We start from the raw sequence: 17,787 nt of genomic DNA, 5'->3' as shown, positions 1-17,787 counted from the left end.
AATAGAAATATGATAGAAACCATAATATTTAACACAATATAAAAAAGGTTATAGTAGGGCATACTATAAAAAAACGGTGCGTATTGGAGCTGGTTAGATGAATGATTCATGGATCTATCATCATTTTATTAATACATTTTTATTTCCTTTAACGATGTTTGGCGTGGCATTTTGTTTGCTGGGGCTATTGCTGTACATGCTGTGGAAAGAAAAGCAAAAAGAAGGACCAAAAGAAAACAAGAGCTCTTAAATAAGAGCTCTTGTTTTGTCAAACATTCAGTTAGAAAAAGGGAGATTTACTTTCTCTAAGAACTCCATTCGGTTGTCAAAAGGATCCGCCACGTAAATTCTTTCGACGCCGGGAATGTTTTGGTCTTCTATAAAAGAAATACCGAAGCTAGTCAGATGATCTTTGAACGCAGGTAGATTTTTAACGTGAAAGCCTGGATGCGCTTTTTTTGCAGGTGAAAAGGCAGGTTCAACACCAATATGCAGCTGATAAGAACCAAATTCAAACCACACGCCGCCGCGCTTTTTTAGTCTTTCCGGCTTTTCGACTTCTGTTAATCCAAGAACAGTTCCGAAAAAGTGTCGTGCTTCGCTTTCTGAATTCGGTGGTGCAGCTAGCTGAATATGATCAATATGCGTCAGTGTAAAAGTCATAAACATTCCTCCCTAAATGGTAGAGTACTAGTTAAGTTTACGTGATGTATAGCTGTAAATAAATGATAAAAAGTTGATGTGTTTCATAAGAAAAACTTATTATTTTATATACATATAACACCAAATGAGGTATATTTTATTTTGTTGTTATTTAAGAGAATTGGAGATTAATATGGAATATCACTATACGTTAACCAAAGATGATTACGTAGCTTTTAACATGCATCACGCTCAACATTCGGAAAGAGTACAAAAAGTGCTGAGAGTTCAGCGATGGATGTCGCTTATTTTTCTTCTTATTCCTTTGCTTGTTTCGTGGATTGAAGGAGAGTTTTTAGTTGGCATGTTCGCAGCGTTTGCGCTGCTTACGGTGCTGTGGTTTTTATTTTATCCGAAGTATTTTTACGGCAGTATTAAAAAGAACATTATAAAGGTGATGAATGAAGAAGGTAACAGCAGTCTGACGGGTGAGCATACTATAATGGTTACGGAAGATGGCTTGGTAGAGAAAAGCTCAAAAGGAGAAGTGAAGACTCCTTGGTCAAGCATCACTCAAATTAGAGAAACCGATGAACATATCTTTATCCTTGTTAATGCAATGAGCGGATACGTTATTCCTACAAGCGCATTTGCAGATGTAAAAGCGCTAAAGCAGTTTAAAGAAACGCTGAATGCTGCAAGAGCCGAAAAAACAGGCTGAATAGAAATAATAATGTGAAAAAAAGCCCTCCTAGATACTTTTCTAAGAGGGCGTCTTTTTAACAGCAGTCCCAGTTGTACAAAACATCTCTAAAGTTACGGTTGCGAAGGTCTTCTTCTTTAATGAAGAAGTTGGCCACTCCCGCATCACCAAACATAATATCCGCTTCGTCGTCCATGGCGAATTGAAGAAGCAAAACGTTGTATGCTCGCAGTGCTTCATCGTAGTCTCGAGGATCGCTTTGAGTGAAAAAAGCGTATCCGCCCATTTTATGATACTCACCCGTAAGCTCATCCCAGTAGATTTCTTCCGTTTCTTCATCGTCAAATAAACCTGATTCTATATCATTATATCGATAGTCAGTAGGGGAAACGGGTTCGATTCTTATTTCAAACTGTAAACCTACTTCTTGAGGAATAGGGAACATATCTCGGTCAACGTCCTCTAGGTACGTAAAATCGGTTGTTAACTTGTTTTCGTCGGTTGTTACGTCTTCATAAAAAACGACGCGAAAGTCTTTTTGAGCCGTAGGATGGTCGAAATCAAGACCGTACACATCACCGCTGCTTTTGTTATCAGCCCCGCAAATGAAAAATTGAAGCATGCCTTGAATGGGCATATTTTCATAGGAAGGAACTTCAGAAAAATTGATTTGTGCCATCAGGAGCATCGGCTTGCCCTGAGAATCAAGAGGATGATTTGCTTCTAGGGGAAGGTAAGGGTTGCCGCCAAACTTGCTTTCATATAATTTTGGACTGTTCATGACCGTATTGATGTGGATGTAAGGCTTACATGTTTTTTCGATTTCTTTTCGGTAAGGTTCTAGCTTAGGAGGCAGTGCTAATTTTGACAGAGGATTCATATGTACTCTCCTTTTTGGTTGGAATAAAAAGAACGTTTGTTCGTATCTTTATTTTACCTTACTACATACTGAAAGGGAAGAGAAATCGTATAAAAAAATCCCTTTGCAGAAGCATCTACAAAGGGCACAAAGAAATGATAGCGTTTTCATTACGAAACTTACTAAATGAATGCTTATTTAGAAAAGAAACCTTTTAAAGCAAATGCGACGTTTTGCGGTCTTTCTGCTAAGCGGCGCATAAAGTAGCCAAACCAGTCGTTGCCAAATGGAACGTATACGCGCATTGTATAGCCTTCTTTTGCAAGGCTAAGCTGCATATCCGTTCGGAATCCGTATAGCATTTGAAATTCAAACTGCGTGCGCGGGATGTTGTTTTTGTGAGCGAACTCTTTTACTTTTGCAATAATATTGTGGTCGTGAGATGCGATGGCCGTGTATGTTCCGCTCAGCAAATGCTCTTCAATAATTCGCATATAGTTCTCGTCAATTTGGGCTTTGTCTTGAAACGCCACGGTTGGTGATTCTTGATACGCGCCTTTTACCAATCGAAGAGGAATGCCTTTTAACTCTTTTACATCTTGTTCAGCGCGGAAAAGATAAGCTTGAATAACCGTTCCGACATTATCAAACGTCTCGCGAAGCTCTCGTAAAATATCTAGCGTCATTTGACAGTGGGCATAGTCTTCCATGTCAATTCGAACAAAGTTATCGTATTTTTTCGCTGTTTCAACAATACGGCGCATGTTCTCAACGCAAAAATTGCGGTCAATATCTAAACCAAGCTGCGTCATTTTGACAGATAAGTTGCACGTTACACCGGCTTGGCCCATAGCTTCTAGCGTTCTGACATTATATTGAGTCGCTTCAATGGCTTCTTCTCTGCTTGAAACAAATTCCCCTAAATGATCAAGCGTACAAACAAGTCCTTTTTCATTCAGTTCCCGTACTTTTTTGATCGCATGTTCAATTGTGTCGCCAGCTACCACTTGAGCTGCACCAAAGCGAAGACCCCATTTTTTCGCCGCTTTGTTTAGCGCTTTATTTTGGGAAGCGTGAAGAAACACATTTTTAGATACCTCTGCTAACATAAATATCTCCCCCTATAGAAAAAATCCCTTGTTGTTTTAAGATAGAGCAGCCTAAGGCTGCTCTACTGAGTATTAAAGCGTTGTGCTTGTTGTTTTTGCTTGTAAGTGCAGAATCAAGTAATCAGGACCGCCAGCTTTTGAATCTGTTCCTGACATATTAAATCCGCCAAACGGCTGGTACCCAACGATGGCACCTGTACAACCGCGATTGAAGTAAAGGTTTCCGACGTGGAACTCTTCTTTTGCTCGCTCGATGTGCTCAGGCGTATTTGAAAGAAGGGCACCTGTTAAACCGTAGTCTGTGTTGTTCGCAATTTCCATCATATGATCGAAGTCGCGCGCTTTGCAGAATGCTACGACTGGGCCGAAGATTTCTTCTTGCATTAAACGTGCTTTTTCATCTACATCTGCAATGATCGTAGGCTGAATGAAGTAGCCTTTTGAATCATCTGCTTCTCCGCCCGTCATTAAACGGCCTTCTTCTTTACCGATTTCAATGTACTTTGTAATTTTGTTGAAAGAAGCTTGGTCAATCACAGGTCCCATATACGTGTTCACATCTTCAGGGCTGCCCATTGTTAATGTTTTTGTCAGCGCAACTGCTTTTTCAAGAACGATATCGTACACGTCTTGGTGAACAACTGCACGAGAGCCCGCTGAACACTTTTGTCCAGAGAAGCCAAATGCTGAATATACAATAGAAGAAGCAGCTAAATCTAAATCAGCATCTTTATCTACAACGACCGTGTCTTTTCCGCCCATTTCAGCAATAACGCGTTTTAGCCAGATTTGACCAGGCTGTACTTTTGCTGCGCGTTCATAGATGCGGCAGCCTACTTCACGAGAGCCCGTAAATGAAACAAAGCGTGTTTTTGGATGATCTACTAAATAGTCGCCAATTTCGCTTCCGCTTCCCGGTACGTAGTTCAGTACGCCGTCTGGAAGGCCAGCTTCTTTCATTACTTCTACAAACTTTGCTGCGATAACCGGTGTGTTGTTAGCCGGTTTTAATAGAACCGTATTTCCTGCTACGATTGCTGCTGCTGCTGTTCCTGCCATGATCGCTAGCGGGAAGTTAAACGGTGAAATAATAACGCCGACACCAAGCGGAATGTAGTTAAATTTATTTTCTTCACCTTCGCGGCTCTCAACAGGCGCGCCGTCCTTTAGCTGCACCATTTGGCGAGCGTAGTATTCAAGGAAGTCAATTGCTTCTGCTGTATCAGCATCTGCTTCTTTCCACGGTTTTCCTGCCTCTTTTACAAGATAAGCTGAAAATTCATGCTTGCGGCGGCGAATGATGTCCGCTGCACGGAAAAGAATGTCAGCGCGAGCTTCTGGCGCTTCTTTTTTCCACGTATTAAAGGTAGAAAGTGCTGCTTGCATTGCTTTTTCAGCCAAGTCTTGATCTGCTTTTGACACGCGGCCAATAACTTCTGCTTTATTAGCTGGATTAATTGACTGGATTTGCTCTTCTGTTGTAATTAATTCTTCGCCAATTACAAGAGGATAGTCCTTTCCAAGCTCTGATTGTACAAGTTCTAGTGCTGATTCAAACGCATCTTTGTTTTCTGCAATCGTAAAGTCTGTGAAAGGTTCGTGTTTGTATTGTTTGATTTCGTTAATATTCATTGTGTTCATTTTCATTACCCCTTTTTTAGAAAATTTTCAACATAATTAATATTCCAACACCCTATACCTGTATTATAATCACCTTATTCTCGTTTTGTACATAGTTTTTTAACAAAAATGTTCAAAAATTTTAAAAAATAAACACTTTTGTTTAAAGATCCAATGAATCTATGGTTTTTATAGTGATTTTGAACAAAACGAAAGAAAGGAGTGTTGGTAAAGTATAATAAAAGATGTTTTGAAGTAAAGATTTACGATAGAAGAAAGAGTTTATCGTTAGTAAATGAAAATGATCTTCCTTTCAAAAAAACAATAGACAAAGTTGTTCAAAATAAATTATCATATAATTCGAAAAGTAATTTTGTCGAATGAAGCTATCTTTTGCGTTAAGTGAAGGCTTCATTTGAATGTACAGATAGAGGGAGGGTAGGAAAACGGCAGTTATTTGTCCACAATATTGTAAGGGCTTACATATTTAACGCGCGATGCGAAGAACGTGTAATTCTTTAAATGACGGTTTTTATGAGGAGGATTTTAACATGAGTCATCAACCGCCTGAGTTAAAAAAAGAATTAAAAATTCGACACATAACCATGATTTCTTTAGGAGGAATCATTGGTGCCGGTTTGTTCATTGGAAGCGGATCACTCATTAACGCAGCAGGTCCTGGTTCCATTTTTTCGTACGCGTTTGCCGGTTTGCTGGTGATTTTAGTTATGCGAATGCTGGGGGAAATGTCTACGGCTAATCCTTCAAGTGGATCGTTCGCGACCTATGCGAGAGAAGCTCTTGGGCCGTGGGCTGGCTACACAATCGGCTGGCTGTACTGGTTTTTCTGGGTAATTGTTATTGCTGTTGAAGCGATTGCCGGCTCAACAATTATTCAATATTGGTTTCCATCTCTACCGTCTTGGGGCGTGAGTCTCATCCTGACGTTTTTATTAACACTAACGAACTTATACTCTGTTAAATCATTTGGTGAATTTGAATACTGGTTTTCGCTTATTAAAGTAGTTAGTTTAGTGCTGTTTTTACTTTTAGGAGGAGCGATCATCCTCGGTTTAATACCGGGAGTAGAGTCTCCGGGAGCATCGAACCTTCTTCACAGAGGCGGATTTCTTCCAAATGGAATCAGCTCCGTCTTTTTAGGAGTGGCGATTGTGATGTTTTCTTTTATGGGAACAGAAATTGTCGCAACAGCCGCTGGAGAATCGGCTCAGCCTGAGCGAGCGATCACTATCGCAACAAATACCGTTATTTATCGTATTTTAATTTTTTATCTTGGGTCGATTTTAATCTTAGTAACGATCCTTCCGTGGGATTCTTCAAGCTTGATGAAAAGTCCGTTCGTTTCGATATTAGAGTTGGTAAACGTTCCGGCAGCGGCTCAAATTATGAACTTTATCGTACTGACTGCCGTTTTGTCTTGCTTAAATTCAGGTCTATACACGAGTTCTCGTATGCTTTACTCAATGGCGCAAAAAGGAGACGCGCCGCGCATGTTTTTGAAAGTGAATAAAAAAGGCATTCCGTTCAATGCCATTGTAGGATGTACCGTGATTTCTTACATCAGCGTTGGTTTTAACTATCTTTCACCCGATAAAATCTTTTTATTTTTAGTAAACGCATCGGGAGGCGTAGCGCTTCTTGTGTACCTTGTTATTGCTTTTTCACAGCTTCGCATGAGAAAGAAATACGAAAAAGAAAAGCCGGAAGCCTTAAAAATCAGAATGTGGCTGTTTCCTTATTTAACGTATGGAACGATTGCGGCAATCACAAGTATCTTTATTGCGATGGCATTTATTGATTCACTTCGCACTCAGTTTTATCTCACGCTGCTGATTGCTGTATTTGTGGTATGTTCGTACTTCTTTATGAAAAAGAAAAAAGATGATAGTTCTCTATCAGGACAGGGGAATAAAAGAATTTCTTAATAGAATAGAAAATCATCACGAGGGGCTAGGGGGAAGTAAATTGGCAAACAAAGAGTTAAAAAGAGGGCTTGAATCTCGTCATATCCAAATGATTGCTCTTGGAGGAACGATTGGGGTAGGGTTATTCATGGGTTCAGCAAGCACCATTAAATGGACGGGGCCATCCGTCCTGCTTGCGTATGCTATTTGCGGCGTTTTTATTTTCTTTATTATGCGTGCAATGGGGGAAATGCTTTACTTAGAGCCAAGTACGGGTTCGTTTGCGACATTTGGTCATAAATATATTCATCCGTTAGCTGGTTACATCACGGCTTGGAGCAACTGGTTTCAATGGGTAATTGTCGGCATGGCAGAGATTATTGCAGTCGGAGCTTATATGCAGTACTGGTTCCCGCATTTACCGGCGTGGGTTCCGGGAATTGTCGCCATGGTCATTCTGGGTGGGGCCAATTTAATTTCGGTGAAATCGTTTGGAGAGTTTGAGTTTTGGTTTGCAATGATTAAAATTGTTACGATTGTTCTCATGATTATTGCCGGTCTTGGCCTTATTTTCTTTGGTCTTGGAAACGGCGGCGAAGCGCTTGGTCTGTCGAATTTGTGGGCAAACGGCGGTTTCTTTACAGGCGGATGGTCAGGCTTTTTCTTTGCCCTGTCGCTTGTTATTGCTGCCTATCAAGGAGTAGAGCTTATTGGAATTACAGCAGGAGAAGCAAAAGACCCTAAAAAAACGTTAACAAGTGCAATTCAAAGTTTAATTTGGCGTATTTTAATTTTTTATATCGGCGCCATCTTTGTGATTGTAACGGTGTATCCGTGGAACGAGCTGGATTCGCTTGGCAGTCCTTTTGTCTCTACATTTGCTAAAGTAGGAATTACAGCAGCGGCGGGCATTATCAACTTTGTTGTCATCACAGCGGCAATGTCTGGGTGCAACAGCGGAATTTTTAGTGCGGGACGTATGCTTTACACGCTAGGTGTAAACGGTCAGGCTCCGGCTTTTTTTACAAAGGTTTCTCGAAACGGTGTGCCTATTTATAGTACTGTTGCGGTAATGATTGGCTTAGCTGCGGGCGTTGTCTTAAACTATATTGCACCGCCAAACGTTTTTGTGTACGTGTACAGTGCGAGCGTGCTTCCAGGTATGATTCCGTGGTTTGTGATTCTTATCAGTCAAATTCGTTTTCGAAAAGCAAAAGGAGCGGCGATGGACCAACATCCATTTAAAATGCCTTTTGCTCCTGTGACGAACTACGTAACCATCGCATTTTTACTTATGGTGCTTGTAGGCATGTGGTTTAATGATGAAACGCGCATATCGCTGATTGTCGGCATTATCTTTTTAGCTATTGTTGTGCTGAGCTACTATGTACTAGGTATCGGTAAACGTACGGAAGTACGGTCTTCTGAAAGGCGTAAGCTAGTGAAATAAATGATTTTGTAAGAAAGGCTGAAAAGCGTTTTAGTTTAAGGAGAAGATCCGAACGATGAATGTAACGCGTTCGGATTTTTTTATTGGTATGGTGAACGTAAGTTTCAGCTCATGTATCTTATTTGTTCGTCTTTAGATTGGGTTGATTTAATTATGTCTTAATCTCTTTTGGACAGAGGAGAAGAAGCGAAGTCAGCGCTTTTCTTAGGGTGTTTTCTTCTTTTATTGATGAGGTGCATGGCAAGAAGGAAAAAGAAAAAAGAAAAAACCAGAGTCAAATCGGCGTGTTCAGGCATAAGATAATCCAACTCAAGCGAAATGCAAGCTGCATTTTTCTTGAGGAAAGAGTAAATAAAGAAAAGGAAGTGTTCTTATGTCTGGAAACGCTGGATATGGTCATGGATCTGGTTTTGCTTTATTAGTTGTATTATTTATTTTATTAGTGATCATCGGCTGCAGCTGCTACGGCGGAGGCTTGGGCTGGTAATTCACTCATTTCAAAAGCCCTATAAGGGCTTTTTCTATGCTTATAAATAACGTTTTTTTCCGTTTTGATAAATGTTGATGTGAAAGACGTTTACTTCACTCATAAAGATTTTAGAAGGAAAGTCTGCTGCTTTGACAGATGAAGTGATTTCGACAGTTTGATACGTTTTTGGTTCCAACCTAACAGTATGAAGCTTAGGCTTATTCATCATCACTAAAAAAGGGGTATCTTCTTTAAAATAGGAGCGTTCATCTAGTGCTACTTCAAATGTAATAGGCTTTGAGCTGTGATTTTCAAATGAAAGGTCACAGGTGCCCGTTAATACGGTTTCTTTTTTATTTCTCTCAAATGTACAAATGCTGTTTTCCGCATCGTAAGAAACGGCATACATACCTGGTCATACGGTCTTTTGCATCGCTTCAACCATATGACCAGGACCCGATATGACAATAAACGCAGCTAAAATTGTAAGTTTTAAACGATGCCGATTTAAACTTTTGTAAAGGGCAAAAAGACCAAGTAAAAGTATAATTCCCCACGCATTGCTAGCATATTGAATTCCCGTCATTGTATCTTCATTTCCATAGAGGGGAAGACCTAAAAAAGAAAAGACAGAATGACTGAGCGGCGTTGAGTTAGGAAAAGGGATGTTTAAAATAAAAACAGCTAGTAAAAAGGTGAGTCCTTTTATTAAAAGTGATCGTTCACGAATCATGTGGTTCCTCCTTAGCTATAAATCACGTATCATTATATACTATTATTATCTTATTTTGTAATTAATGGTTATTTTTCTGTGCGTGGAGGGAAGATGAATAAAAACTTTGTTATTAGTTAGGCATTGTGAAGCAGAAGGGCAAGAAGCAAAAGCATCATTGACGGAACAAGGCATACAGCAGGCCCAGCAGTTAATAGGTTATTTGAACAAGCTGAGTTATCCCATTGATAAAATTATTTCAAGTCCGTACAAACGAGCCGTTCAAACAATTGAACCTTATGCAAAAGATACCGGTCTGCCTCTTCATATAAATATAAGGCTAGAAGAAAGGCGTTTAAGCGGACAGCCTCTTTTCAACTGGATAGAAGTATTGAAAAAAACTTTTGATGACATAGACTTTAAGGTAGACGGAGGAGAATCGACGAAAGAAGCCACGGCCCGCGTCTTGGAGCTGCTTGAAGAAGTAATGAATGAAAAAGAGAAAACGACTCTGTTTGTTACGCACGGCAATTTGATGACGTTAATCCTCAGATATTTTGATCCGAAGTTTGGGTTTAGTGAATGGTCGCGTTTAACAAATCCCGATGTATATCAAATTGATCTCCAAAAGAAGAACGTTTCCATTACAAGGCTTTGGAACGAGCAGAAAACAAATTGATGAAATAAAAGATTTTTTGTGCATTTGTGCAGACGATAAGTTTAGCTCAATATAAAAACCTTCTGCCGCATCATAATTCAGAAATGTTGGTAACCTCAAAGCTGCCCCGTAGGCTTTTAGCAGATACATAATTAGGATATAGCCTGTCTTAGAACAGAAACTTGCTATTTCTAAATTGATATGTTACACTAAGGTTAATTATTTTTGTTCGGTATGAAATTGAAAGAAGAGAAATATTCTTCAATAGAAATTTTTATCTGGAAATAGTACGATTGAGCAAGGGTAGTAATATATGCGTGGAGTAATTCCACCACTGGAGGAAATAGTATGACTGAAGGTACAGTAAAATGGTTTAATGCAGAAAAAGGTTTCGGTTTCATCGAAATTGAAGGCGGAGAAGATGTATTCGTACATTTCAGCGCAATTCAAGGCGACGGATTCAAATCTTTAGATGAAGGTCAAAAAGTGACTTTCGACATCGAGCAAGGTCAACGCGGTGCACAAGCTGCTAACGTTGTAAAAGCATAATTTTATGCAATCCAAAAAAGACTCCGACTTTGGACGGGGTCTTTTTTTATTGTAGCAAACACGCAGGTAACGGAGGAATACGTATGAGTAAAGCAAAAGGTAAAGGCGGCACGGGGCGAGGCACCGGCAAAAAAGGGTGGAACCGCTGGCAGGCCAGTGCAAAAAAGAAGAAAAATGCAAAGCCTTATAAAAGCAAGGGAACAAAAAATGCTGATAAGCCGGAAGGCAACTAATCCTATATGCGCAGTATCATCTGCAACTTCGACTTACTCTGCTTGAGTAAGTTTATTTAATATGGAATTATTTTTTTATTGCTTTTTTGACAGATTGCTGTCACTATATGAAATAATAAAGTGATTTGTGTGAATTTTCTATAAAAATTGATTTTTTTTGCAAACACTTTCATATTTCGACAACCTTTTTGATTTTTATCGGTTATACTTCTTTATAATAGATTATAGAAAGATGCAGGGGAGCATAAAGTGAGAGAGGAAAGCGACAGTTTACTCTGTACGCTTTTTACGTTTCTGGACCGTATTGCAGTAGCGTCGTAACAAGTAGATCATGCATCAGTTTAGAACACATCAAAACTCAACTAAGTGTAACGGGGGGATATGAGTGAGCGTAGGCATCGTAATTGAAAAAGTTCAAAATTATGCTATGTTAGAAGATCATGTTTTGGTTGAAATGGTTCACAGCGGAGACGAAAAATCATTGGAGTATTTAATCAACAAGTATCAAAATCTTGTGAGGGGTAAAGCAAGAAAATACTTTTTGATTGGTGCTGAAAAAGAAGATATCGTCCAAGAAGGAATGATTGGACTGTACAAAGCAATTCGCGACTTTAATGAAGACAAGCTAACATCTTTTAAAGGTTTTGCGGAGTTATGTATCACAAGACAAATTATTACGGCGATTAAAACGGCTACTCGTCAAAAGCACGGTCCGTTAAATTCGTACATTTCATTGGACAAGCCTCTGTATGATGAAGAATCAAACTATACGCTGATGGATATGATTCCTGGCGATCAAATTGCTAATCCGGAAGCGGTGCTGATTCATCAAGAAAAAGTGGAAGACCGCGAGTTAAAAATTGCGGAAACACTTAGTGAATTGGAAAGAAAAGCATTGACGCTGTATATGGATGGCCATTCATACGCTGAAATTTCGAAAGAATTAAATACGCACGTCAAGTCAATTGACAACGCGCTGCAGCGTATCAAAAGAAAGTTAGGTCGAGACGTAGAAAGCAGACAAGCTATTTCATAATAGGCAAAAAACAGCCGGACCTCAAAGGGGTTTCGGCTCTTTTTCACGGTCTTTTAAAATGTCTTGAATAATTTCAATATGAACAGAAGCCCACGATTGTTCACGGAAATGAAGAAACACGCTTGGAATGAGAATAAAAACATACAGCACGACAAAAATAATCCAAAGCCAGCTGCCGTCTTTAAATAAAAATTGCTGCAGCCGCTGCGAAAATAAAAAAAAGAGCCAAGGCAAGGCAGAAACAAGGATAGGGATGACGCCGGAGCCGTTTTTTTCTTTGGTCATTCGGTAATACACCTTTCGCAAAGTAGCGCTGTCGAGCGTAAGGTAAAGCTGCCGGATTTCTTCCATTTCCGCTAATTCATCAATTTCTTCTGCGTTTTGGTTTTGATGAGCCGCTTTTTTCAATTTAAGGTAGACTTTATGAGCATCGCCGCGCAGTGAAAACATATACCAGCCTCCCGCATATTGTTTCGTCTTCTTTAACAGAGTTTGCAGGTGCATGTAAATATATACAAAAAGTTTCGTGATGCAAAAGAATAAGAAAACAGAAGTGAAAGCGTAAATCATTAGTAGAAAAAGAGAGAAAAAAGCTGGTTTTCGCTCTTTTTAGCCGCCTTTACACATCAAGCAGCAGCACATATACTAATAAAAGAACAATTAGTTACCTAGGTAAATAAAATGAAAAGGTGAGGTGGGAAAAGTGAATAACTTGGTGTTTCATGAGCTTCATCAAAAGTCGAGATTGTCTATTAAAGAAGTAAATGAAGTGTTAAAAGCGTACGGGCTATACAGCTCACAGTATTCAATTTTATTTTGTTTAAAGCGATTCGGCTCAATGACGCAAACGGAGATTTGGCAGTATTTAAATGTCGAAGCGCCAACGGTGACCCGCACGTTAACAAGGCTTGAAAAAAGCGGATGGATCGTTCGAAAAGCAGGCAGTGATAAACGAGAGCGCATCGTTTATTTATCTCCTCAAGCGAAGAAAAAGCTTCCGGAAATTCAGCAAGAAATTGAGCGTTTAGAAGAAAATTTGCTGATTGCTTTATCCGACAGCGAACAAGATCAGCTTATTTCGTTATTAAAGAAAATTTGTAAATCTACAGAAAAGGGTGAAATGAATGAAGAACCAGCAGGAGCCAATCTGGACTAAAAGCTTTATCAGCATTGCAATTACCAACTTTTTTATTTTTGTCGTGTTTTATGCATTGCTAACGCTGCTGCCGATTTATGTATTAGACGCCTTAGAAGGCACGAGTACGCAGGCAGGGCTTGTTGTTACCATCTTTTTATTATCTGCGATTATTGTTAGACCATTTTCAGGGAAAGTCATTGAAAACATTGGAAAGAAAAAAACGCTTGTATTTAGTACCCTCATTTTTGCGCTTTCTTCCTTCTTATATATGTTCATCCACCATTTTAACGTGCTTTTATTACTGCGCTTCTTTCAAGGAATTTCATTCAGCTTAGCAACAACCGTCACCGGAGCGATTGCAGCGGATTTAGTTCCCGCTAAACGACGAGGAGAAGGGCTTGGCTACTTCGGAATGTCAATGAACTTAGCCGTTGTTGCAGGGCCGTTTTTAGCATTAACGCTTCATCAATACATGGCATACAACATTATTTTCCTTGTATTTGGCGTGATTATGCTCGTTGGCTGGCTGTGCGGAATGATGGTCAAAAATCTTCAAGAAAACGCTGCTCCGTCAGTAAAGAAATCATTTTCACTGAGCGATTTGTTTGAAAAGAAATCCATGCCGATTTCATCTGTAGGTATTCTCGTTTCTTTTTCGTATGCAAGTATTATTTCTTTTATTTCTGTGTACGCACAGTCGCTTGGATTGATTAAAACAGCAAGCTTTTTCTTTGTCGTATTCGCAGCTGCGATGCTGATTTCACGACCGTTTACAGGAAGATTATTTGATAAATCTGGACCAAACATTGTGATTATTCCATCGTGTATTGTCTTTGCGATTGGTCTATTTAGCTTAAGCTTTACACATTCTTCTTGGATGCTGCTGTTTTCAGGTGCGTTAGTAGGGCTGGGCTACGGAACGCTGCTTCCTAGCTTCCAAACGCTTGCAATTCAAGCGGCGCCTGCTCACCGAAGCGCATATGCAACTGCCACGTTCTTTACGTTTTATGATAGCGGTATTGCGGTTGGTTCATTTGTATTAGGAATTGCAGCAGGTGCTTTAGGGTATTCAAAACTATACTTTGCGCTTGGTATTTTTGTTCTCTTGATTACACTTTACTACAAGTGGATTGCAAATTTACGTCAAAAACAAAAAGCAGCAAATATCCAAGTGGGCATGAAATAAAAAAGCTCGGCGTAATATGCGCCGAGTTTTTTTATGGATTTTTTACAGGACTTTGGAAGGGAAGCATATTTAAGTCAAAAGGTACTAGCCAATTCTTATCCATCTGCACCATACTTTAACAGAGGAACCATTTACATATAAAACTTCTTGGATGAAATAAAAAACAAAGGAGAACAAAGATGAAAGTAATGAAACCTCTTATGGTCACAGCGTTAGGGCTTAGTCTTGCCACTTTTTATGAAGGCGCTTTTCCTGCAGAAAAAGCTGTGCAAGTACAGGCTGCCACAGATGAAAACGTGATTGCTGACAAAGCAAAAACGTATGAAGGAGCCGATTATACACCTGGAGGAGAGACGCTAAGCGAAGGGTTTGACAGCTCTGGCTTCGTTCAATATGTGTTTAAGCAAGCGCTTGACACAACGCTGCCTCGTTCCGTGAAAGAACAGTCAGAGCTTGGAACAGACGTCGATAAAAACGAGCTGCAGGCAGGCGATGTATTGTTTTTTGACACGGATGAAAACGGTGAAGTGAACGTAGCCGCTATTTATATCGGAGACGATGAGATGATTTATGCATCTTCTTCAGACGGAAAAGTCGTGGTGAAAAACATTTCAAGCAGTGCCTATTGGTCATCACATTTTGCCAAAGCAAAGCGCATTACAGGAGCACCGGAAATTGCAAAAGATAATGAAGTGATTGCAGAAGCGCTAAAGCATCTCGGCACGCCATATGTATTTGGAGGCGATTCTCCAACGGACGGTTTTGACTGCTCTGCATTTGTGGCGTATGTATTTCAGCACGCATCGGACGTCTACCTTCCGAGATCAACCGATCAGCAGTGGCAAGTTGGAGAAAAAGTTGCTCGCACAGATTTAAAGCCAGGAGACGTTATCTTTTTTAAAGATACGTATCGTGAAGGGATTTCACACGTCGGCATTTATGCAGGCGGCAATCAGTTTATTCATGCCAAGCGCAGCGAAAATGTGACGGTGGATTACCTGACAAGCAGCTACTGGACGTCTAAGTACGCAGGAGCAAGGCGCTACGATGACTTATCGCTGTCAAAAGACAATCCATTTGTGACGGAATCTCTTAAATATGTAGGAGAAGTACCTTACGCACAAGGTGGGACAAGTCCTTCTACAGGCTTTGATACGGCTGGTTTTGTTCGATACATTTATAAAGAAGCAGCTGGAAAAGACATTCCGCGCTATGCGAGTCAGCAGTGGGAAGCAGGAGAAACCATTTCACAATCTGACTTGAAGCCAGGAGATCTCGTCTTTTTTGAAGGAAGTTCACTTATTCCATCTATCTATATTGGAAATGACTATGTCGTTCACGTATCCACATCTGAGGGTGTGAAAATTACAAACTATAAAGTAGACAGCTACTGGGCGCCTAAATACTACGGAGCAAAGCGCATGCCATAAAGGTAAAAAACCAAGACAGTCTGGGGCTGTCTTGGTTTTTTAATAGGTAGCCAATTGTTTTTGTATGTCTTTGATTCGCTCTAGCGTTATCCCTTCCCGCTGCTCGACGGCTAAAGGGTGATCGGTTGGCTCTAACTCGATGAGCGGTCTTGTTCCAACAGGTCTTGTATGCACATTTGTTTTCAAATTTAACGTTTCGGGATAGCCTGGAATTGAAACTGAAAACCAGCCGAAATAAGGCGGTTCATTTTCTCTTTTGTCACTTTCCCATAAATCGATCATTCGATGAAAATTTTCTTCGCTTAAAGAAACCCATATGTTCCAAGTGAAAAATTCTTCTTCATTAAGAACAGGAATTTCAACACAGCCTCTTACGAAAAAATGTTCTTGATTCATGATACAAATCTCTGAATATAGTTCAAAGTCGTTTTGTCTTTCATCGTCTGACGCGTCATAATAGTAAATAGGAGCTTCACTTGTATAGCTCATAGGCAAAGCGGGCTGAGGGTGTTCACAGGTTAAGTCTTTATAGTGAAGTTTGTTCGTTTTCTTCTTGCCATATAATCGTCTTCTTCGCATATAATTTTAGACTCCTCAGATAAAAGTATCTTCATTATAATACAAAAAAATGGCTGCTTAAGCGTATAATGTGTAAAAAAGTTTGATTCCCCGTATCTTTTGAACTTCCTTTAATCGTTTAGTAAATAGAGAGTGCAAAAGGAGTGAAAATCATGTCACATTCAAAAAAAATTGAAACACAAACAGAAAGCTTTAACGATGCCTGCTGGAACGAGCATTACCCAAAATTGCAGCAGTACTGCCGTTTTTTAACGCAAAATGCGTGGGACGGAGACGATATTGCCCAAGAAACGTTTTTAAAAGCTCAGCGATATAAAGGTGAAGAGCACAAGCTGTCTTCCGCGCTGTTAAATAAAATTGCGTATCACCACTGGATTGATCTGCTGAGAAAACGAAAGCGTGAAGTAATAGCCGCAGAAGAAGTTTTGGACCAACAAGACGGCAAGCAGGCGTTTGATATGAAAGGACACTCGGTCGAGCTGCTCCTTAGTCAGTTTACGCCAAAGCAAGCGGTTATCTTTTTCTTAAAAGAAGGCTTTCACTATCAGCTAAAAGAAATAGCGTTGATTTTACAAACGTCAGAAACAGCGGTGAAAAGCAATTTACATCGTGCTAAGCAGCGGTTAGAAAAAGGCGGTGAGCCGTTTTCTACAGATTCTTTTTGGGATGAAAAAGAGCGTAAAGAGCTGTCAGAACTGTTTTATAAAACGTTAGAAGCGCAGGACCCAGCACTTTTGATTCGGGCTTTGCCTTCCTTAAAAAGCGTCATTCAAAAACCAACGTATACTCCGACATGCACTCTCTGCATGGCTGCATAGCCATATTACGTGTGATAAGGAGGATATATATGAGTACGATTCCATATGTAATTGAACAAAGCAACCGCGGTGAACGTTCGTATGATATTTATTCGAGGCTGTTAAAAGATCGAATTATTTTAATTGGTGATGAAATCAATGATCATATTGCCAACAGCGTGGTCGCGCAGCTGCTGTTTCTTGCGGCAGATGATCCTAAAAAAGATATTTCACTTTATATTAACAGCCCCGGAGGTTCCACTTCAGCAGGGTTTGCGATTTATGATACCATGCAGTACATCGAGCCGGACGTTCAAACGATTTGCACGGGCATGGCCGCTTCTTTTGGCGCACTGCTTCTCCTAGCAGGAGCAAAAGGAAAGCGCTATGCACTTCCGAACAGTGAAGTTATGATTCATCAGCCGCTAGGAGGGGCTAGAGGGCAGGCGACTGAAATTGAAATTAGTGCCCGGCGGATTTTAAAATTGAAGCAGCATATTAATGAAATCATATCAACACGAACGGGACAGCCGGTTGAAAAAGTGGCAAACGATACGGAACGAGATTATTTTATGAGTGCTGAAGAAGCAAAGGAGTATGGAATTATTGACGGTATTCTCTTGCCAAAATAAAGTGGTGACAAAGAAGCATAGGCTGCAGCGTCTATGCTTTTTTGTCTATAAAAATAAGAA

General features: G+C 40.0%; 22 protein-coding genes. 14 read left to right on the top strand and 8 right to left on the bottom strand.

Annotation, left to right across the window (positions count from 1 at the left end; genetic code table 11):
• The first annotated feature begins 97 nt into the window (after positions 1-97).
• Positions 98-250 (top strand): hypothetical protein, encoded by a 153-nt coding sequence (locus tag MMB68_RS00345; protein WP_221783749.1) that lies wholly within the window; start codon positions 98-100, stop codon positions 248-250.
• 26 nt (positions 251-276) lie between these two features.
• Here the strand turns inward: MMB68_RS00345 and MMB68_RS00340 are convergent, their stop codons facing one another.
• Entirely contained in the window at positions 277-663 is a 387-nt protein-coding gene (locus tag MMB68_RS00340) for a VOC family protein (protein ID WP_221783751.1), read from the bottom strand.
• A gap of 172 nt (positions 664-835) precedes the next feature.
• Here MMB68_RS00340 and MMB68_RS00335 point away from each other — a divergent pair, with 172 nt between their 5' ends.
• Positions 836-1,363, top strand: coding sequence for a YcxB family protein (locus MMB68_RS00335; RefSeq protein ID WP_221783753.1), 528 nt, complete (start codon positions 836-838; stop codon positions 1,361-1,363).
• A gap of 58 nt (positions 1,364-1,421) precedes the next feature.
• Here MMB68_RS00335 and MMB68_RS00330 read toward each other — a convergent pair whose 3' ends face one another.
• The 3 genes from MMB68_RS00330 to pruA all read right to left on the bottom strand — a co-directional run bounded on the left by MMB68_RS00330 (position 1,422) and on the right by pruA (position 4,954).
• A complete protein-coding gene (locus MMB68_RS00330; RefSeq protein WP_269871364.1) occupies positions 1,422-2,225 on the bottom strand; it encodes a YwqG family protein in 804 nt (267 codons plus the stop codon).
• A gap of 173 nt (positions 2,226-2,398) precedes the next feature.
• A complete protein-coding gene (locus tag MMB68_RS00325) occupies positions 2,399-3,313 on the bottom strand; it encodes a proline dehydrogenase family protein (RefSeq protein WP_221783756.1) in 915 nt (304 codons plus the stop codon).
• 72 nt (positions 3,314-3,385) lie between these two features.
• Positions 3,386-4,954: an L-glutamate gamma-semialdehyde dehydrogenase gene (gene pruA / locus MMB68_RS00320; RefSeq protein WP_221783758.1), complete on the bottom strand. Its 1,569-nt coding sequence runs from the start codon at positions 4,952-4,954 to the stop codon at positions 3,386-3,388.
• A 530-nt stretch (positions 4,955-5,484) separates the two neighbouring features.
• Here pruA and MMB68_RS00315 point away from each other — a divergent pair.
• The 3 genes from MMB68_RS00315 to MMB68_RS00305 all read left to right on the top strand — a co-directional run bounded on the left by MMB68_RS00315 (position 5,485) and on the right by MMB68_RS00305 (position 8,795).
• Positions 5,485-6,879 (top strand): amino acid permease, encoded by a 1,395-nt coding sequence (locus MMB68_RS00315; RefSeq protein ID WP_013058507.1) that lies wholly within the window; start codon positions 5,485-5,487, stop codon positions 6,877-6,879.
• Between the two features lie 40 nt (positions 6,880-6,919).
• Positions 6,920-8,308, top strand: a complete 1,389-nt coding sequence (locus tag MMB68_RS00310; RefSeq protein ID WP_016765133.1) for an amino acid permease — start codon at positions 6,920-6,922, stop codon at positions 8,306-8,308.
• A 373-nt stretch (positions 8,309-8,681) separates the two neighbouring features.
• Positions 8,682-8,795 carry a YjcZ family sporulation protein gene (locus tag MMB68_RS00305; RefSeq protein ID WP_098999647.1) on the top strand — a complete coding sequence of 38 codons (114 nt, stop codon included), beginning with the start codon at positions 8,682-8,684 and terminating at the stop codon, positions 8,793-8,795.
• 40 nt (positions 8,796-8,835) lie between these two features.
• Here MMB68_RS00305 and MMB68_RS00300 read toward each other — a convergent pair whose 3' ends face one another.
• Together MMB68_RS00300 and MMB68_RS00295 are read right to left on the bottom strand one after the other, a co-directional pair.
• Positions 8,836-9,186, bottom strand: coding sequence for a hypothetical protein (locus tag MMB68_RS00300; protein ID WP_277547997.1), 351 nt, complete (start codon positions 9,184-9,186; stop codon positions 8,836-8,838).
• A gap of 6 nt (positions 9,187-9,192) precedes the next feature.
• Positions 9,193-9,510 carry a hypothetical protein gene (locus MMB68_RS00295; protein ID WP_277547995.1) on the bottom strand — a complete coding sequence of 106 codons (318 nt, stop codon included), beginning with the start codon at positions 9,508-9,510 and terminating at the stop codon, positions 9,193-9,195.
• 106 nt (positions 9,511-9,616) lie between these two features.
• Here MMB68_RS00295 and MMB68_RS00290 point away from each other — a divergent pair, with 106 nt between their 5' ends.
• From MMB68_RS00290 to sigH, 4 genes are all read left to right on the top strand, one after another.
• Positions 9,617-10,168 carry a histidine phosphatase family protein gene (locus MMB68_RS00290; protein WP_260506659.1) on the top strand — a complete coding sequence of 184 codons (552 nt, stop codon included), beginning with the start codon at positions 9,617-9,619 and terminating at the stop codon, positions 10,166-10,168.
• 327 nt (positions 10,169-10,495) lie between these two features.
• Entirely contained in the window at positions 10,496-10,696 is a 201-nt protein-coding gene (locus MMB68_RS00285; protein WP_013058502.1) for a cold-shock protein, read from the top strand.
• A gap of 77 nt (positions 10,697-10,773) precedes the next feature.
• Positions 10,774-10,929 carry a DUF3934 family protein gene (locus MMB68_RS00280; RefSeq protein WP_162837669.1) on the top strand — a complete coding sequence of 52 codons (156 nt, stop codon included), beginning with the start codon at positions 10,774-10,776 and terminating at the stop codon, positions 10,927-10,929.
• A gap of 385 nt (positions 10,930-11,314) precedes the next feature.
• Entirely contained in the window at positions 11,315-11,965 is a 651-nt protein-coding gene (gene sigH, locus MMB68_RS00275) for an RNA polymerase sporulation sigma factor SigH (RefSeq protein ID WP_013058500.1), read from the top strand.
• Positions 11,966-11,986: 21 nt separating this feature from the next.
• Here sigH and MMB68_RS00270 read toward each other — a convergent pair whose 3' ends face one another.
• Complete coding sequence (locus MMB68_RS00270; protein WP_260506660.1) at positions 11,987-12,415, bottom strand: hypothetical protein; 429 nt, start codon at positions 12,413-12,415, stop codon at positions 11,987-11,989.
• 253 nt (positions 12,416-12,668) lie between these two features.
• Between MMB68_RS00270 and MMB68_RS00265 the strand changes: the two genes are divergently transcribed.
• The 3 genes from MMB68_RS00265 (at position 12,669) to MMB68_RS00255 (ending at position 15,719) form a co-directional block, all read left to right on the top strand.
• Complete coding sequence (locus MMB68_RS00265; RefSeq protein WP_221783764.1) at positions 12,669-13,121, top strand: MarR family winged helix-turn-helix transcriptional regulator; 453 nt, start codon at positions 12,669-12,671, stop codon at positions 13,119-13,121.
• On the top strand, positions 13,090-14,289 hold the full coding sequence (locus MMB68_RS00260; RefSeq protein ID WP_221783766.1) for an MFS transporter: 1,200 nt from the start codon (positions 13,090-13,092) through the stop codon (positions 14,287-14,289). Before MMB68_RS00265 ends, MMB68_RS00260 begins: the two co-directional genes overlap by 32 nt.
• A 179-nt stretch (positions 14,290-14,468) precedes the next feature.
• Positions 14,469-15,719, top strand: a complete 1,251-nt coding sequence (locus MMB68_RS00255) for a C40 family peptidase (RefSeq protein ID WP_221783767.1) — start codon at positions 14,469-14,471, stop codon at positions 15,717-15,719.
• Between the two features lie 39 nt (positions 15,720-15,758).
• On the opposite strand, the gene MMB68_RS00250 is transcribed toward MMB68_RS00255, so the two are convergent.
• A complete protein-coding gene (locus tag MMB68_RS00250; protein ID WP_221783769.1) occupies positions 15,759-16,298 on the bottom strand; it encodes a DUF2199 domain-containing protein in 540 nt (179 codons plus the stop codon).
• Between the two features lie 152 nt (positions 16,299-16,450).
• Here MMB68_RS00250 and MMB68_RS00245 point away from each other — a divergent pair, with 152 nt between their 5' ends.
• Together MMB68_RS00245 and clpP are read left to right on the top strand one after the other, a co-directional pair.
• Positions 16,451-17,116: a sigma-70 family RNA polymerase sigma factor gene (locus tag MMB68_RS00245; RefSeq protein ID WP_264408432.1), complete on the top strand. Its 666-nt coding sequence runs from the start codon at positions 16,451-16,453 to the stop codon at positions 17,114-17,116.
• Positions 17,117-17,145: 29 nt separating this feature from the next.
• Entirely contained in the window at positions 17,146-17,727 is a 582-nt protein-coding gene (gene clpP, locus MMB68_RS00240) for an ATP-dependent Clp endopeptidase proteolytic subunit ClpP (protein ID WP_221783772.1), read from the top strand.
• Positions 17,728-17,787: the final 60 nt, after the last annotated feature.

It is taken from the genome of Priestia sp. Y58 (assembly GCF_029522095.1).
GTDB classification, from domain to species: Bacteria; Bacillota; Bacilli; order Bacillales; family Bacillaceae_H; genus Priestia; species Priestia megaterium_E.
Note: the sequence above shows the minus strand (reverse complement) of the source record. Positions and strands in the feature narration are given on the sequence as shown.

Excerpts from the sequence above, each read along its gene's own strand:
- MMB68_RS00340 (WP_221783751.1), bottom strand. The coding sequence starts at position 663 with ATGACTTTTACACTGACGCATATTGATCATATTCAGCTAGCTGCACCA.
- MMB68_RS00295 (WP_277547995.1), bottom strand. The coding sequence starts at position 9,510 with ATGATTCGTGAACGATCACTTTTAATAAAAGGACTCACCTTTTTACTA.
- clpP (WP_221783772.1), top strand. The coding sequence starts at position 17,146 with ATGAGTACGATTCCATATGTAATTGAACAAAGCAACCGCGGTGAACGT.
- MMB68_RS00255 (WP_221783767.1), top strand. The coding sequence starts at position 14,469 with ATGAAAGTAATGAAACCTCTTATGGTCACAGCGTTAGGGCTTAGTCTT.
- MMB68_RS00325 (WP_221783756.1), bottom strand. The coding sequence starts at position 3,313 with ATGTTAGCAGAGGTATCTAAAAATGTGTTTCTTCACGCTTCCCAAAAT.
- MMB68_RS00300 (WP_277547997.1), bottom strand. The coding sequence starts at position 9,186 with ATGTATGCCGTTTCTTACGATGCGGAAAACAGCATTTGTACATTTGAG.
- MMB68_RS00330 (WP_269871364.1), bottom strand. The coding sequence starts at position 2,225 with ATGAATCCTCTGTCAAAATTAGCACTGCCTCCTAAGCTAGAACCTTAC.
- MMB68_RS00260 (WP_221783766.1), top strand. The coding sequence starts at position 13,090 with ATGAAGAACCAGCAGGAGCCAATCTGGACTAAAAGCTTTATCAGCATT.
- pruA (WP_221783758.1), bottom strand. The coding sequence starts at position 4,954 with ATGAACACAATGAATATTAACGAAATCAAACAATACAAACACGAACCT.
- MMB68_RS00250 (WP_221783769.1), bottom strand. The coding sequence starts at position 16,298 with ATGCGAAGAAGACGATTATATGGCAAGAAGAAAACGAACAAACTTCAC.
- MMB68_RS00285 (WP_013058502.1), top strand. The coding sequence starts at position 10,496 with ATGACTGAAGGTACAGTAAAATGGTTTAATGCAGAAAAAGGTTTCGGT.
- MMB68_RS00270 (WP_260506660.1), bottom strand. The coding sequence starts at position 12,415 with ATGTTTTCACTGCGCGGCGATGCTCATAAAGTCTACCTTAAATTGAAA.
- MMB68_RS00245 (WP_264408432.1), top strand. The coding sequence starts at position 16,451 with ATGTCACATTCAAAAAAAATTGAAACACAAACAGAAAGCTTTAACGAT.
- MMB68_RS00305 (WP_098999647.1), top strand. The coding sequence starts at position 8,682 with ATGTCTGGAAACGCTGGATATGGTCATGGATCTGGTTTTGCTTTATTA.
- MMB68_RS00315 (WP_013058507.1), top strand. The coding sequence starts at position 5,485 with ATGAGTCATCAACCGCCTGAGTTAAAAAAAGAATTAAAAATTCGACAC.
- MMB68_RS00335 (WP_221783753.1), top strand. The coding sequence starts at position 836 with ATGGAATATCACTATACGTTAACCAAAGATGATTACGTAGCTTTTAAC.
- MMB68_RS00345 (WP_221783749.1), top strand. The coding sequence starts at position 98 with ATGAATGATTCATGGATCTATCATCATTTTATTAATACATTTTTATTT.